The 15,550-nt window shown below is 35.6% G+C and carries 13 protein-coding genes; 12 read left to right on the top strand and 1 reads right to left on the bottom strand.

Translation table 11 applies throughout. The annotated features are described in order from the left end of the window. Window positions 1–160 precede the first annotated feature (160 nt). From AC5P2S_RS14185 to AC5P2S_RS14170, 4 genes are all read left to right on the top strand, one after another. Window positions 161–3,166 carry a SusC/RagA family TonB-linked outer membrane protein gene (locus AC5P2S_RS14185; RefSeq protein WP_494555331.1) on the top strand — a complete coding sequence of 1,002 codons (3,006 nt, stop codon included), beginning with the start codon at window positions 161–163 and terminating at the stop codon, window positions 3,164–3,166. A 10-nt stretch (window positions 3,167–3,176) separates the two neighbouring features. After that, window positions 3,177–4,838 (top strand): SusD/RagB family nutrient-binding outer membrane lipoprotein, encoded by a 1,662-nt coding sequence (locus AC5P2S_RS14180; protein ID WP_494555330.1) that lies wholly within the window; start codon window positions 3,177–3,179, stop codon window positions 4,836–4,838. Window positions 4,839–4,948: 110 nt separating this feature from the next. Then, the gene (locus tag AC5P2S_RS14175; protein ID WP_494555329.1) at window positions 4,949–7,414 is read left to right on the top strand and encodes a T9SS type B sorting domain-containing protein; all 2,466 of its coding nucleotides are present in this window, start codon (window positions 4,949–4,951) and stop codon (window positions 7,412–7,414) included. A 23-nt stretch (window positions 7,415–7,437) separates the two neighbouring features. Continuing rightward, window positions 7,438–7,878 (top strand): lipocalin-like domain-containing protein, encoded by a 441-nt coding sequence (locus tag AC5P2S_RS14170; protein WP_494555328.1) that lies wholly within the window; start codon window positions 7,438–7,440, stop codon window positions 7,876–7,878. A 64-nt stretch (window positions 7,879–7,942) separates the two neighbouring features. Here the strand turns inward: AC5P2S_RS14170 and ffh are convergent, their stop codons facing one another. Then, window positions 7,943–9,307, bottom strand: a complete 1,365-nt coding sequence (gene ffh / locus AC5P2S_RS14165; protein ID WP_494555327.1) for a signal recognition particle protein — start codon at window positions 9,305–9,307, stop codon at window positions 7,943–7,945. A 490-nt stretch (window positions 9,308–9,797) separates the two neighbouring features. Here ffh and AC5P2S_RS14160 point away from each other — a divergent pair, with 490 nt between their 5' ends. From AC5P2S_RS14160 to atpG, 8 genes are all read left to right on the top strand, one after another. Continuing rightward, window positions 9,798–10,052 (top strand): AtpZ/AtpI family protein, encoded by a 255-nt coding sequence (locus tag AC5P2S_RS14160; protein WP_283417140.1) that lies wholly within the window; start codon window positions 9,798–9,800, stop codon window positions 10,050–10,052. Then, on the top strand, window positions 10,036–10,407 hold the full coding sequence (locus AC5P2S_RS14155) for a hypothetical protein (RefSeq protein WP_494555326.1): 372 nt from the start codon (window positions 10,036–10,038) through the stop codon (window positions 10,405–10,407). The genes AC5P2S_RS14160 and AC5P2S_RS14155 overlap by 17 nt, the downstream gene beginning before the upstream one ends. 60 nt (window positions 10,408–10,467) lie before the next feature. After that, window positions 10,468–11,586: a F0F1 ATP synthase subunit A gene (atpB, locus tag AC5P2S_RS14150; protein WP_494555325.1), complete on the top strand. Its 1,119-nt coding sequence runs from the start codon at window positions 10,468–10,470 to the stop codon at window positions 11,584–11,586. A gap of 39 nt (window positions 11,587–11,625) precedes the next feature. Further along, window positions 11,626–11,817: an ATP synthase F0 subunit C gene (gene atpE / locus AC5P2S_RS14145; RefSeq protein ID WP_027384648.1), complete on the top strand. Its 192-nt coding sequence runs from the start codon at window positions 11,626–11,628 to the stop codon at window positions 11,815–11,817. Window positions 11,818–11,904: 87 nt separating this feature from the next. After that, complete coding sequence (locus AC5P2S_RS14140) at window positions 11,905–12,402, top strand: F0F1 ATP synthase subunit B (RefSeq protein ID WP_494555324.1); 498 nt, start codon at window positions 11,905–11,907, stop codon at window positions 12,400–12,402. 5 nt (window positions 12,403–12,407) lie between these two features. Further along, entirely contained in the window at window positions 12,408–12,944 is a 537-nt protein-coding gene (gene atpH, locus AC5P2S_RS14135) for an ATP synthase F1 subunit delta (RefSeq protein WP_283417144.1), read from the top strand. A gap of 17 nt (window positions 12,945–12,961) precedes the next feature. Beyond that, window positions 12,962–14,539, top strand: a complete 1,578-nt coding sequence (gene atpA / locus AC5P2S_RS14130; protein WP_283417145.1) for a F0F1 ATP synthase subunit alpha — start codon at window positions 12,962–12,964, stop codon at window positions 14,537–14,539. Between the two features lie 86 nt (window positions 14,540–14,625). After that, window positions 14,626–15,492 (top strand): ATP synthase F1 subunit gamma, encoded by an 867-nt coding sequence (gene atpG, locus AC5P2S_RS14125; RefSeq protein WP_120212680.1) that lies wholly within the window; start codon window positions 14,626–14,628, stop codon window positions 15,490–15,492. Window positions 15,493–15,550 lie beyond the last annotated feature (58 nt).

Raw genomic sequence — 15,550 nt, 5'->3', positions numbered from 1 at the left:
CTGATATATAAAGATTTCTAAGTTAAACATTGGAACTAAATATGTAAAGCATAGTTTATTTTTTGTTATTTATCTAATAATATTTAACATTTCTTAACGTTCTATATTGCATATGTTAATAATGTTTTGCATTTTTGTTTATTGAAAAATTTGATTTGATATGAAAAAATTAACAACAAGCGTGTTGGCAGTAGTTCTTTCGTCATCTTTTGCAGTAGTTTCTGCACAAAAGGTACAAGATACTGCAAAGACGCAAGATATCGAAGGCGTAGTAGTAACGGCTTTAGGTATCAAAAGAGAAAAAAAATCTTTGGGTTATGCTTCTCAGGAGATTAAGGCAGATGCTTTATCTGATGGTACAACGAACACAGGGAATATTGCATCCCAGTTATCAGGTAAAATTGCTGGTCTTAATGTAACAACGACCAACAATTTCGGTGGTTCTGCCAATCTTTTGATAAGAGGTGTTAAAACTCTGGGAGGAGGAAATCCTTTAATTGTAATTGATGGGTCTCCTGTTAATAATAATACCACTTTTGGAGCTAATATTGACTATGGTAATGCTTTATCAGATATCAATCAGGACAATATTGAATCCATCAACGTATTAAAAGGAGCTGCAGCTTCTGCACTTTATGGAGAAAGAGGTCTGAATGGTGTTATCGTAATTGTTACTAAGAATGGAAAAGGTAAAGATGATGGCTCTTGGGGAGTTACTTTGTCTTCATCAATTCAAAGTGGCTTTATAGATAAAAGCACATTCCCTAAATACCAAAGCAAATATGGAGGTGGATATGATCCTTCATTTTATACAGAAGATCCGGCACCGGATGGACATTATTATGCAAATTTTGCAGAAGATGCATCTTGGGGACCTCAGTTTGATCCAAACTTGTTAGTATATCAATGGGATGCTTTTGATCCAACATCTCCAAATTATGGTAAAGCAACACCTTGGGTTGCTGCTAAAAATGGACCGATTAAATTTTTTAATAATCCTGTTACTTATGTAAATAGCATCAGTCTGGAAAAAGGACAAAAAGGGAAAAACATTGCTTTTACATATGAGAATATGATGTCTGATGGTTTAATGCCAAACTCTCACATTAATAAAAATAACTTCTCTTTAAAAATCAATTATGACCTAACTGATAAGTTGCATAGTTCATTTTTCTCTACATTGACATTGCAGGATACAAGAGGACGTAATATCACAGGATATTCTGATAATACGATTGGCGGCTTTAGACAATGGTGGCAAACCAATGTTGATATTCTGGCACAAAGGGATGCTTACTTTAATAATGTAAAAAATCCTTCGCAATTCAACAATTATGGTAACGTGACTTGGAACATGGTTGATTCAAGTGACCACAGACCAATTTTCTGGAATAACCCGTATTTTGCAGCTTATGAGAATTATTCTTCAGATAAAAGAACAAGATCTTTTAGCTATGGACAATTAACTTATGATATTGCTAAGAATTTTTCAGTTACAGGTAAAGTATCGCAGGACAGAATCAATCTGATGATTGAAAACAGACTTGCTGTTGGTTCACTAGCACAAGCTTTTGGAAATTCAGGTAAAGATGTTGGTTCCGGTTATGCAAGACAGGATATTACTCAGACAGAAACCAACTATGATTTGTATGCTAATTATAAATTTGATATCACTTCAGATATCAATGTAAGTGGTATAGTTGGAGGGAATATCAGAAGAAATTATTATAATTCAATCTACAATTCAACAGAAGGAGGATTGGTTGTTCCGCATGTATATGCATTAGGAAATTCTGCATTACCAATTTTAACGTCTGATGAAAATGTATATACAACACAGACCAATAGTGGATACGCGACTGCCTCATTCGACTTTTATAAGACTTTTTATTTAGATGCTACTTGGAGAATTGACCAAAGTTCAACTTTGCCTAAAGCAAACAATGTTTATAATTATCCATCAGTAACCGGTTCATTCATTGCATCGGAGTTAATTAAAGCTCCTTGGTTAAATTTCTGGAAAATTAGAGCAAATTATGCTGAAGTAGGAAGTACAGCTTCTCAGTATATGCTTAATCAATATTATAGGAGTGTAGCTCATTATAATAGTTCAGAGATGATCTATGGTTCACAAACAACATTGCCGAACCCAGATTTGAAACCACAGAAATCAAAAGAATTTGAAATCGGTACTGAAGCTCATTTCTTGAAAGACAGAATTACTTTGGATTTTGCTTATTATAAGACAAAAACTACGAACCAAATTATTAACCTTCCAATTTCTACTGCAGCAGGTTTGATTAATGCATCAATAAATGCCGGAAGAATTGATAATACAGGATATGAAGTACAGTTGGGTCTAGTACCAATAAAAACGACCGATTTCTCATGGAATATTAACGCTAACTGGTCTAAGAATACAAACGAAGTCGTTTCATTGCTTCATAATAGCGTTAGTGACGTAAGTAATATCTTATTGAACAGTTTCCAAGGTGGGGTGTCATTAAATGCTAGAGAAGGAGAAGCTTGGGGTACCATCATCGGATCGGATTATGTATATCTAAATGGACAGCCTGTAGTAAATCCAACAACTGGTAGATATTTAAGACAAGGAAATCAGGTAATCGGTAATACAACTCCGGATTGGATTGGAGGTGTAAGAAACACAATCAATTACAAAGGATTCTCTCTTAGCTTCCTTATTGATGTAAGAAAAGGAGGAGATGTATTCTCTCTTGACCAATACTATGGTTTGGCAACTGGTCTTTATGAAGGTACTGAAAACTACAGAGAAAGTGGTACTATATGGCCGGGTGTAAATCCTAATGGCCAGGTCAATACAACTGTAACTGTTGATCCGGAATCTTTTGGATCATTGGATGGATACCAATATATGCCAGCAAAGAGATTTGTTTATGACGGGTCTTTTGTAAAACTAAGAGAAGCAAGTATCGGATATACTTTACCTAAGTCATTATTGACAGGTACTTCAATCCACGATGCTAAAATTTCAATTGTAGGAAGAAACTTATGGATCATTCATAAAAATTTACCTTTTGCTGATCCGGAAGCTCAAGTAGGAGGAGGAATTAACTCTTATGGATATTCTATTGGTTCTTTACCAACAACACGTGATATAGGTGTTAATGTAACATTTAAATTCTAAAATTAAAAAAATGAAAAAGTTTTCAAATATATTAATCGCTGGGGTTCTGGCAACATTTAGTCTTACATCATGTGAGCGCGACTTGACCTCATTAAATGAAGACCCGAAACATCCAAGTGTACTTCAGTCAAAAAGTTTACTTGCTACCGGACAATATCAGTCTTCTTATTATATGCACACAGGAAGTGTAAATTTTAATAACTATAGATTTTTTGTACAGCAATGGGCAGAAACAACTTATATCGATGAAACCAATTATGATCTGGTTACAAGAAACCAGCCTCGTAATAACTGGAACAGGATGTATGTTTATTCTTTGAATAATTTTGAACAAGCTAAGAAAAATCTTGCTACAGAATCAAATACACCTGCAATGCAAAATAACAAATGGGCAACATTAGAGATATCTCAATTGTTTGTTTGGGAAAATATTGTAGATACATATGGTGATGTACCTTACTTCAATGCGCTTAATGCAGATGAAGGACAGTTTGCTCCGAAATATGATGATGCTAAAACAATCTATACAGATTTATTAAAGAGATTAGATGCAGCAATTGCTAAAATTGACGTATCAAGTTCTGGTTATGGAGATGGAGATCTTATTTATGCTGGAGATATGACTAAATGGAAACATTTTGCTAATTCGGTTAAATTGAGACTGGCTCTTAACTTGGCGGATGTTGATCCTACAGTTTCCAAAGCTGCTGCTGAATCTGCAATAGCTAGCGGTGTATTGGCTTCAGAAAATGAATCATATACATTTATTTTTGATAAGGGAACATTTACAAATCCAATATATGATGATCTAGTTGCTTCGGGAAGAAACGACTTTGTTCCTACTATTTTGGCTGTTACTACTATGGATGCAACAAATGATCCTAGAAGACACGCTTATTTTGCAGAAAACCTTTCTAATGCATTGGTTGAGGATGAAGTAACAACTTCTTCTTTGCAGACGATTACTGTTGATGAAGTGCCGACTGTAAGTGTAGGTAAGAGAGTATATTCATACATTCCGGGTGGAGAGAATGCTGAAGAAGCTAAATTCTACTATGGTAAAGTTACTGCGATTTCAGGAAATGATATTACTATCCAGCTGAACGATCCTAACGTTAAACCAGACAAAAATAGTTATGTTGGTTTCGAATATTACAAAGGAGGAACATTTGGATCTAAAAATCCATTTGGATCAAGAACTCATATGAATTTCTATGCTAAGGCCAAAAATGCTCCTGCAGTATTATTAGGTTATACAGAGGTATTGTTTATGAAAGCAGAAGCTGCTGCCAGAGGTTATAATGCCGGAGGCAGCGTAAGCGATTTCTACAATGCAGCACTTAAAGCTTCTTTAAAGGAAAATGGTGTATTGGAGGCGGAAGCTAACACTTATGTTCTTGCTAATCCTTTTGATGCAACCAACTGGAAGAAGTCTATTGGAACGCAAGCTTGGGTATCATTATTCAATAAACCTTTCGCAGCTTGGAATTTCTCAAGAAGGTTAGATTACCCGACTTTTGTAAATCCACCAAACTCTAAAATAGAAGGTGTACCGGTAAGAATGCCATACTCTGATCAGGAATATGTATTGAATGGTACAAATGTTAGAGCCGCAGCTTCTAAAATTGGAGGCGACAAGGCAGTAACAAAATTATTCTGGGATATTCACTAATATTTTGTGTATCTTAAAAAAAAGGGCTACTTTTAGTAGTCCTTTTTTTGTTGCGGATGAGTATTATATGTCGTTTTTTGTTCGGTGTTTTATTTTTGAGTAATATATCAATGTTTGCTCAGCTAGATTTGGAACACTGGTTTCCCCCTTATTACAGAGGTGAAGATATTGTTATGGAAGAAACCTATTTGTATATATCTACAGATAGAAGTAATCCTTTCCCTGTTAATATTTATAATAATAATACTTTAATTGACCAGGTTATTGTTTCTAAAGATAATCCGGTGTCATATTTTATCAATGATGATTCTATGATTGATACTGGAGTTGTCAGGCGGACAATGACTCCTGTAGAGATGGGATTTCATCTGTCAGGACAATACAGTTTTTTTGCGAGCCTCAGGATAGCAGGCTGTTCAGCTCGTGCAGGTTGCATCAGTGAAATATTTGCTTCAAAAGGAAAATCTGCCTTAGGTAAAGAGTTTTTTTTAGTTAATGACAAAAATGTTCTTTATGGTAATTCTGCAAAGGATAAGAACTACCAGACATCTGTTATGGCAACTCAGGATAATACTCATATTAAATTTAGTAATTATGATAAACGATTGAAGTTTTCGGATGGAAGAACTGACGATGAAATCAATGTGACACTTAACAAGGGACAAAGCTTTATTTTTTTAGCTTTAAAAAAAGAGAATAACATTAGTAATCCACCAATATTAGATGATAATGATCCCAATCCGATTGGTTCATTAATAACATCAGATAAACCAATTGTTGTAAGTAATGGTAATATAGCCAGTCAGGATATAGGTGAAAGCGGTGGAAATGCTAATATGGATCAATCTGTCCCTATTGAAAAATTGGGTAAAGAATATTTCATGGTTAATGGTATGACAAAGTCAGAAAAAGGGGTTATGGAAAAAATCCTTGTTGTAGCAACCAAAGATAATACGAAGTTATATTTTAATAATGAAATTAATTCTTACGTTACTTTAAACAAGGGCGAATATTTTATCGGACCCTATGGCACGCATAAATTTGTTGATAGTAGTCAGCCATCATTTAAAAATGCTGAGAGCAAAATAATTCCTACAACAGCGATGTATATTAAAGCATCAGAACCGATATATCTTTATCAGATGATCGGAGGTTTTCAAAATTTAGTAAGGGGACCCGGCTTCAATCAGACCTATTCCTCAAGTGGGATGACTTTTTCTTATCCATTAGACAAAGATTATTCATCGTTACCTAGCCAATCTCATAACAATACAATAGTTATACCCTATATAGAAAAGATTGGTGCAAAATCAACAGAGACTAAATTGAATATAAAATCACCTAAATCCGCAACTATAAAACTAAATGGTAATACACTAACATCATATTCGGAAATTGTAGGAAAAGAGGATTGGAAATATTTCAGTATACCTTTAATAAAAGGAAATGTTGAAATCAGCTCAGATCAATCTCTCATGATTGACGTACTTGGAGGTTTTATGTATTCCGGATATGGAAGCAGTTATACGGGGTTTTCAAATGATCCTTATATAAATGTGAATGGTGCTTGTATACAGGAAGGAGTATTTCTAAGTTTAAGCAATGTTGATTTTGAGGGATTCCAATGGAAAAGAAATGGGGTAAATATTATTGGAGCTACGAGTTCGGTTTATCAACCCACTCAACCAGGAACTTATAATTGTGTAGTTTCTTATCCAGGGTTTACATTTTCAACTCCGAGTGTCAATGTTGTAGATTGTCCTTATAACATTTTTGAAATTGATGCGGGTAAAGTTTGCTCACCGTTCAGTGTAAAAGCATTATTTCAATCCGGATCACATGTGCCTTCAAAATTAGAAATAATAACTCAACCGCTAAATGGGACAAGTAAGGTTATTAATGAAAATATTGAAACTGTAATTAATAAAAGCTCCCTGTCTCAGGATAGGTTTGTTTACAAACTTACGGCAACTGACGGTTATTATGAAATAGTTAAAGTGACATATCAGCCGCTTCCAAATCCAATTGCCGATATTAAAGACGGAATTTTACCTTACAAACATCAGATGGATGATAATTATTATTATGACTTGTCAACGATTATTAATAATTATAACGGAGAAACTTTCAGGTTTTATCCATCATATCAAGATGCTGAAGGCCAAACAAGCGCAGAGATAAAAGATGATAAGGAAGAATATCTGACTTCTCTATCCAAAGTATTTTTGCTGATAGATAATGGAACTTGTTCAATAATAAAAGAAGTACTCTTGCTTCGTCCACCGGTTGACCCGGGAACTCAGGATATAATGTTGCCTAATGCTTTTTCTCCGAATGGAGATGGAGTTAACGATAATTGGGACTATTCTGTATTAAAAGATTTCGAAAATGTAAAATTGAATGTATACGACAGGCAGGGCTTTGAGGTGTATCAACATACAGATTCATTTCAGTGGGACGGAAAAGATTTTAATAAAAATCCACTACCTTCTGATACATATTGGGTTGTTTTTTCGTTTAATAATAATGGAAATACTATTAAAAAGTCTCAGTGGTTGCTACTTAAAAATAGATAGTAATTAATTATTATATTTGTAACATGAAAAAAATAGTTTTTTTACTTTTTGCCGCAGTTTTATCATTTTCCTGCAAAGATGATACGGTAGAAGATACAAAGCCAGTAGATATATCCGGAAATTGGAAAATTAGCCATTATGAATTTCGGGGTAAAAATTATGATGTGAAAGGATGTGATACAGATGATAGAATTATTATTCAAAAAGATCTTCAGGGATCTTACAAAAATAGCGGTATAATTAATAATGTCTGTGATTATATCGAAAATATCAGTGGTACTTGGAATTTTGATTATTTAGCTGGTAAACTTACTCTGAAATATCAAGATAATAATACCGAAAAGTCCAAAATAATTAATTTGAACGAGTATTCTAATACTAATTTAAAAATTCAGGTTAATGATAAAAATATAGATGGGGTTGAAGGTAATGATGATGCAATAGAAGTTTGGGTAAAGTATTAACATAAAAAAATACAGCGAAGTAACACTTACTTCGCTGTATTTTTTTTTATTTATTATTATTGGTTTACTTCCCAAACAATCCACCACCCATTCCAGGCATATTCGGCATTTTGCTCATCATCTGCATCATTTGTTTTCCTTGAGGGCCTTGCATCATTTTCATCATTTTGCCCATTTGATCAAATTGTTTCATTAACGCATTCACATCTTCCAACTTTCTTCCGGAACCCTTGGCGATTCTTTGTTTTCTAGGCATATTAATAATAGAAGGTCTTCTTCTCTCTTCCGGTGTCATCGAGTGGATGATAGCTTCGATATGTTTGAAAGCATCATCATTGATATCTACATCTTTAATCGCTTTCCCAACACCAGGAATCATTCCCATCAAGTCCTTCATATTACCCATTTTCTTAATTTGGTTGATTTGTTTCAAAAAGTCATCGAAACCAAATTCATTCTTAGCAATTTTCTTGTGTAGCTTTTTTGCTTCCTCCTCATCAAATTGTTCCTGAGCTCTTTCTACTAAGGAGACAACGTCGCCCATGCCGAGAATCCTGTCCGCCATCCTTTCCGGGTAGAAAAGGTCAAGCGCTTCCATTTTTTCTCCGGTAGAGATAAATTTGATTGGCTTTTCAACTACGGAGCGGATTGTCAACGCAGCTCCCCCACGAGTATCACCATCCAATTTGGTCAAAACAACACCGTCGAAATTCAAAGTGTCATTGAAGGCTTTTGCTGTATTCACAGCATCTTGTCCTGTCATCGAATCTACAACGAATAGTGTCTCAGTTGGTTTAATGGTTTGATGAACAGACTTGATTTCGTTCATCATTTGCTCATCAATCGCCAAACGACCAGCCGTATCCACGATAATCGTGTCAAAGCCTTTCGACTTGGCATGATTAATTGCATTCTCAGCAATCGCAACAGGATTTTTATTGTCGATTTCAGTATAAACTTCAATATTGATTTGAGTTCCCAGAACTTTCAACTGGTCGATCGCCGCAGGTCTATAAACATCACAAGCTACCAAAAGTGGTTTTTTACTTCTTTTTTGTTTCAGATAGTTGGCTAATTTTCCTGAGAAAGTCGTTTTACCAGAACCTTGAAGACCGGCAATCAAAATCACAGTAGGTTTTCCGGAAAGGTTGATCCCCTCTTGTGAACCACCCATCAGATCCACCAATTCGTCATGAACAATTTTCGTCATCAATTGTCCCGGCGTTAGTGATGTCAAAACGTTTTCACCAATCGCTTTATCCTGAACTCTTTTTGTAAGGTCTTTGGCAACTTTATAATTTACATCGGCATCCACCAATGCTCTTCGGATTTCCTTTACCGTTTCTGCAACGTTGATTTCCGTGATTTTTCCACGTCCGGAAATATTATGAAGCGCTTTATCTAGCTTGTCTTGTAAACTGTTAAACATAACTTTAATAAGATATTTAAGGTTGCAAAAATAAGAAAATTTAAACGAAAGTTACAGAATCATACTCTAGAATTATCAATCATCACTTATCAGTCATCGTTTATTTTATTTGGGCAGCTAATCCGCCTTCCGCTCCCAATCTTTTTTGCACAAGCTTTCAATCTAAATAGAACCTAAGTCCAAGCAAAAAAGGATTTCCGCTCAAGTCGGGCTGCAGATTCTAGGTAAAAACAACATTTAGCATTAAATACAATATTGTCATTCCGTAGGAAACCTAACGAAGTGGTTCGACGGAGTCAATCTAAACTTAGCTGTCGAGATTACGGAATGACAAACTAGATTTTACAATTATACTTCTTTTATAAGCAAAGCGCCTTTGTGAACCTAAAATATTTTCAATAATTTCAAAAGAAATCTTTGTGCACTTTGTGTTAAAATCTACAATAAGAATAAGATAAAATACTTTCATTACTTTTGCAAAAATCAAAAATTGGAAGACAAAAAAAATAACGCCTCCGATTCCCTTAGAAAATATGGAAAGTATTCGTCTGTTGTTTTTCAGATGCTGTTCATCATTGGAATTGCTTTTTGGGGCGGACATCAGTTGGATTTGTATTTTGAAACAGGCTCCAATGTTTTGGTTTTAGTGATTGGTCTCGGCGGACTTTGTCTCTCATTATACACAACCTTGAAGAGACTCGAAATTTTAAATAAAGAAGAACAGGACAATGCAAAACAAAAGTAACCTTATTATCAGTGTGATATTTTTTCTCACATTTATTATACATTTCGCAATCTGGAAATTTGCATTTCATCTTGACGAAGTGGTTATCATCAAGTTTTATCTGTTCCTCGCAATTATCTTTATGATGATGATAACATTGATTGTTCTTATTAACAAAATCATTCCACAATTCCTCGGGTTGGCGGTGATAGGGCTGATTCTGGTGAAATTCGGGATGATGTATCTGATAAAAAATAAGCTTCATTTCGAGGAAATCCCAGGCTACAAGTTCCATTTTATCATTCCGTATTTTGTTCTGACAGCGTTGCTTACATACTATGCAATTCGGTTAATTAATTATGACAAAAAACAGTAAAAATATTCTTCAAAAGAAAAAAAATAGTCTATTTTTGCAAAACGAAAAAAAAATCTACCGATGCTAAAGAAAACGGCAATTTTATTTTACAGTTTATTGATGTTTGCAAGCGCTTTTGCTCAGCACGAAAATGTTGAAAATCAACACGGTAAACCTGTAACTGAAACTTCTGAACTTTCTGAAAAAGACAAAGCAACCAAAGAAGTCAAAGAGTTTGTGGATCATCACATTTTGGATGCTCACGACGTGGCGATTATGGTAGATAAGGATGGTCATCACATCGGATTTCCATTGCCGGTGATTATTTATGATGAAGGATTTCATTTCTTTATGAGTAATACAAAGGGTGTGGATGGTCATGAGTTTATCCACGGTTCTCCGGTAGAAAGCAATGGTAAATTCTATACACTTCACCACGAAAAAATCTACAGAACAGATTCTAAAGGAACGATTACATTAGACGAAGCTCATCACCCAACTGAAAAAAGAGTCTTGGACTTGTCTATTACTAAAAGTGTTTTGGTGATTTTCTTAGTGGCGGTTTTGATGATTGTTCTGTTCGGTGGAATGGCAAGATCTTATAAAAAGTCATTGATTCCTTCAGGTGTTGCTAAATTTCTGGAGCCAATCATTATTTTCGTAAGAGATGATATTGCGATTCCTAACATCGGACACAAGTATAAGAGATTTATGGGGTATCTTTTAACGGTATTTTTCTTCATCTTGTTCCTGAATGTTCTAGGTTTGATGCCTTTTGGAATTAATGTAACCGGTAATATTGCGATTACATTCTTCCTGGCTATTATGACTTATCTGATTACGACTTTTTCCGGGTCAAAAGATTATTGGAAACACATCTTCTGGATGCCGGGCGTTCCTGTTCCAATGAAGTTTATTATGTTGCCGATTGAATTGTTAGGAACATTGACTAAGCCATTTGCATTAATGATTCGTCTTTTTGCAAATATGACAGCTGGTCACATCGTTGTAATGACTTTGATTGGTTCAATTTACATTTTCAAAAACTGGATTGCAGGTGTTGCGTTTCCATTCCTGACATTGGTAATCTATTTATTGGAAGTATTAGTAGCGTTTTTGCAGGCTTATATCTTTACAATGCTTTCGGCTTTGTTTATCGGTATGGCTGTGGAAGAGCACGAGCATGACCACGCTCATTAATTAAAATTAGAAAAAAAACAATTTTTTAAATTATATATTATGGAAATCCCTAGAATTATTGGTGCAGGTCTTATTGTACTAGGTGTAGGTATCGGTCTTGGAAAAATTGGTGCGGCTGCTCTTGAAGCAATCGCTAGACAACCAGAACAATCTGGAAAAATCCAAACTGCTATGCTTATTGCTGCTGCACTAGTAGAAGGTGTTGCTTTCGCTGCGTTATTCGCATCATAAGCCAAACAAAACTTAAAACATTGTTGTAGCGGTTGGCTGCAACAATGTTTAAATTTAAAAATTTTAAAAAATTAATCTCACTATATAATGGAATTACTTCATCAGTTTTCATCAGGATTATTTATTATTCAGTCCATCATTTTCCTGGTATTGCTTTTCATCTTAGGAAAGTTTGCCTGGAAACCAATTCTTAAATCTATCGATGAGAGAGAAACATCTATCATTGATGCGCTTAATCAGGCAAAATTAGCTAAACAAGAGATGGCTCAGTTGAAAGAAGATAACGAAAGAATCCTACGCGAAGCAAGAGCTGAAAGAGACGGTATCTTGAAAGAAGCGAGAGAAATGAAGGATAAAATCGTTAATGAAGCTAAAGACAGTGCAAAAGCTGAAGGCGAGAAAATGATTGAGGCAGCCAGACAATCTATCCAAACGGAAAAGAATGCGGCTATGGCTGACATCAAAAATCAGATCGGTACTTTGTCTGTTAACATCGCTGAAAATATCTTGAGAGAGAAATTGAATAACGATGGTGCGCACAATACTTTGGTAGAAAATATTTTAAACAAATCTAACCTTAACTAATCAGGATGCTGACATCTAAAGTAGCTAAAAGATACGCACAAGGTTTATTGGATTTCACACAGGAATCCGGTAATACAGAATCGGTTTTCGCTGAGATGAAGGACGTTGTTAAAATTATGTCTGAATCTAAGGAATTGAATCAATTTCTTAACACGCCTTTCATTGATGCCAGAAAAAAAGATGCTGTAGCTTTGGAAATTTTTAAGAATTTTTCTTCGGTTTCCCAAAATATCATCAGATTAGTCATCAGACAAGGCAGAGAATCTCAGCTTAAAAATATTGCTCAGGAATTCATCAATAAAGTAGAAGACATCAAAGGAACGCAACGTATCTCTTTGGTTACAGCTACAAAATTGTCAGAGCAAAATATTCAGAAAATCATTGCTGATTCTAATATGATAAATGTTTCTAACTACGATTTGGAAACGATTATCAAACCGGAAATTCTCGGAGGTTACATTCTGAGAGTAGGTGACCAGCAAATCGATGCTTCAGTTAAAACAAAACTGAACAATATCAAAAAAGAATTTCAACTTAATTAAGAAAAAACAACCATATAATGGCAGAAATAAATCCGGCAGAAGTATCAGCGATACTGAAGCAGCAATTAGCAAATTTCGATACTCAATCTAACGTAGAAGAAGTTGGAACTGTACTTACTATCGGTGATGGTATCGCTCGTGTTTACGGTTTAGAAAATGTGCAGTACGGAGAATTGGTAAGATTCGAAGCTGGAGTAGAAGGTATCGTTCTTAACCTTGAAGAAGATAACGTAGGTGTGGCACTTCTTGGTGAATCCAAAATGGTAAAAGAAGGCGATACTGTAAAAAGAACTAACAGAATCTCTTCTATCAAAGTTGGAGAAGGAATGCTTGGTAGAGTTGTTGATACTCTGGGAAATCCAATCGATGGAAAAGGACCTATCGAAGGTGAACTTTACGAGATGCCTTTGGAAAGAAAAGCGCCGGGAGTTATCTTCCGTCAGCCTGTAACTGAACCGCTTCAGACTGGTATCGTTGCTATCGATTCTATGATTCCTGTAGGAAGAGGACAAAGAGAGTTGATTATTGGCGACAGACAAACTGGTAAGACAGTTGTTGCTATTGACACCATTATCAATCAAAAAGAATTTTATGATGCTGGTCAGCCGGTATATTGTATATATGTTGCAATTGGACAAAAAGCTTCAACTGTAGCACAAATCGTTAAAACGTTAGAAGATAAAGGAGCTTTGGCTTATACAGTAATTGTTGCTGCTAACGCTTCTGACCCGGTTCCAATGCAGGTTTATTCTGCGATGGCAGGTGCTTCTATCGGAGAATACTTCAGAGACACTGGTCGTGCTGCTTTGATCGTTTATGATGATTTATCAAAACAGGCGGTTGCTTACCGTGAGCTTTCTCTTCTATTGAGAAGACCACCAGGCCGTGAGGCTTATCCAGGAGACGTTTTCTACTTGCACTCAAGATTGTTGGAAAGAGCAGCGAAAGTAATTGCTGATGATTCTATCGCAAAACAAATGAACGATTTGCCAGAATCTCTTAAGCCAATCGTGAAAGGTGGTGGTTCATTAACAGCACTTCCAATCATCGAAACTCAGGCTGGTGACGTTTCTGCATATATTCCGACCAACGTAATTTCTATTACAGACGGACAGATCTTCCTGGAGTCTGACTTGTTCAACTCAGGGGTTCGTCCTGCGATCAACGTTGGTATCTCTGTATCGAGAGTTGGAGGTAATGCTCAGATCAAATCAATGAAAAAAGTGTCTGGTACCTTGAAATTAGACCAGGCTCAATATAAAGAATTGGAAGCGTTTGCGAAGTTTGGTTCTGACCTGGATGCTGCTACATTGGCAGTGATTTCGAAAGGGGAAAGAAACGTGGAACTTTTGAAGCAGCCGGTGAACTCTCCACTTCCGGTAGAAAGCCAAGTGGCGATGATCTATGCAGGAACTGAGAACCTATTGAGAAATATCCCAATCAGAAAGGTAAAGGAATTCCAGGTAGAATATGTGGATTTCTTGAGAAACAAACATCCGGAAGTGATGGCAGCTCTAAAAGCCGGTAAAATTGATGACCAATTAACTGGTGTTTTAAAGCAAGTTGCAACAGAACTTTCTGCGAAATATAATTAAAAATTAGTTGATGGTTTTTGGTTGATAGTTGACAGAATTTTCTAAAACTAACAACCAACAACCGACAACCAACAACTAAAAATAATATGGCAAACTTAAAAGAAATACGAGGCAGGATTTCATCTATATCTTCAACGATGCAGATTACAAGTGCTATGAAAATGGTTTCCGCGGCGAAACTGAAGAAAGCACAAGACGCAATCGTAATGCTGAGACCTTACTCAGAAAAACTTCAGGAGATTATAGAGAACGTAAGTGCTGCTTCTGATGCTGAGAACATCTCAGAATTCGCTATAGAAAGAGAAGTTAAAAAAGTGCTTTTCATTACGGTGACTTCCAACAGAGGTTTGGCTGGAGCTTTCAACTCTTCTGTTATCAAAGAATTGAACACTCAGTTCTCTGCTAACGAAAATGTAGAAGTAGAAGTTTTAACCATCGGTAAGAAAGCTTTTGATGCACTTAGAAAAAACAAAACTGTTTACGAAAACCACAGTTCTTTGTTTGACAATCTTTCTTTCGACCACGTTTCAAATATGACAAGTAAAGTGATGTCAGATTTCAAAGCCGGAAAGTTTGACAAAGTTTACGTTGTTTACAATAAGTTCATCAACGCGGCAACTCAGGAAGTTGTAACTGAACAGGTTTTACCAATTGCAGTTTCTGCAGAGAAAGCAGGTTCAGACGTTAATGTAGATTACATCTTCGAACCAGGAAGACAAGAAATTTTGGAAACATTGATTCCGAAATCAATTAAAACTCAGATATTCAAAGCTGTTTTGGATTCCGTAGCATCAGAACACGGTGCAAGGATGACAGCGATGCACAAGGCGACCGATAATGCAGAGGCACTTAGAAATGATCTTAAGATTTTCTACAACAAAGCAAGACAGGCAGCCATCACCAACGAAATATTAGAAATTGTTTCCGGAGCAGAAGCGCTTAAGAACAGTTAATAAAGATAAGTTAAAGTTAGTAGTTAGTTATAAAAAGCATTGGAGGTCAAACTTCAGT

It is taken from the genome of Epilithonimonas sp. 33E (assembly GCF_059372615.1).
The sequence above is the reverse complement of the archived record's forward strand: the minus strand, read 5'-3'. Positions and strand labels throughout refer to the sequence as shown.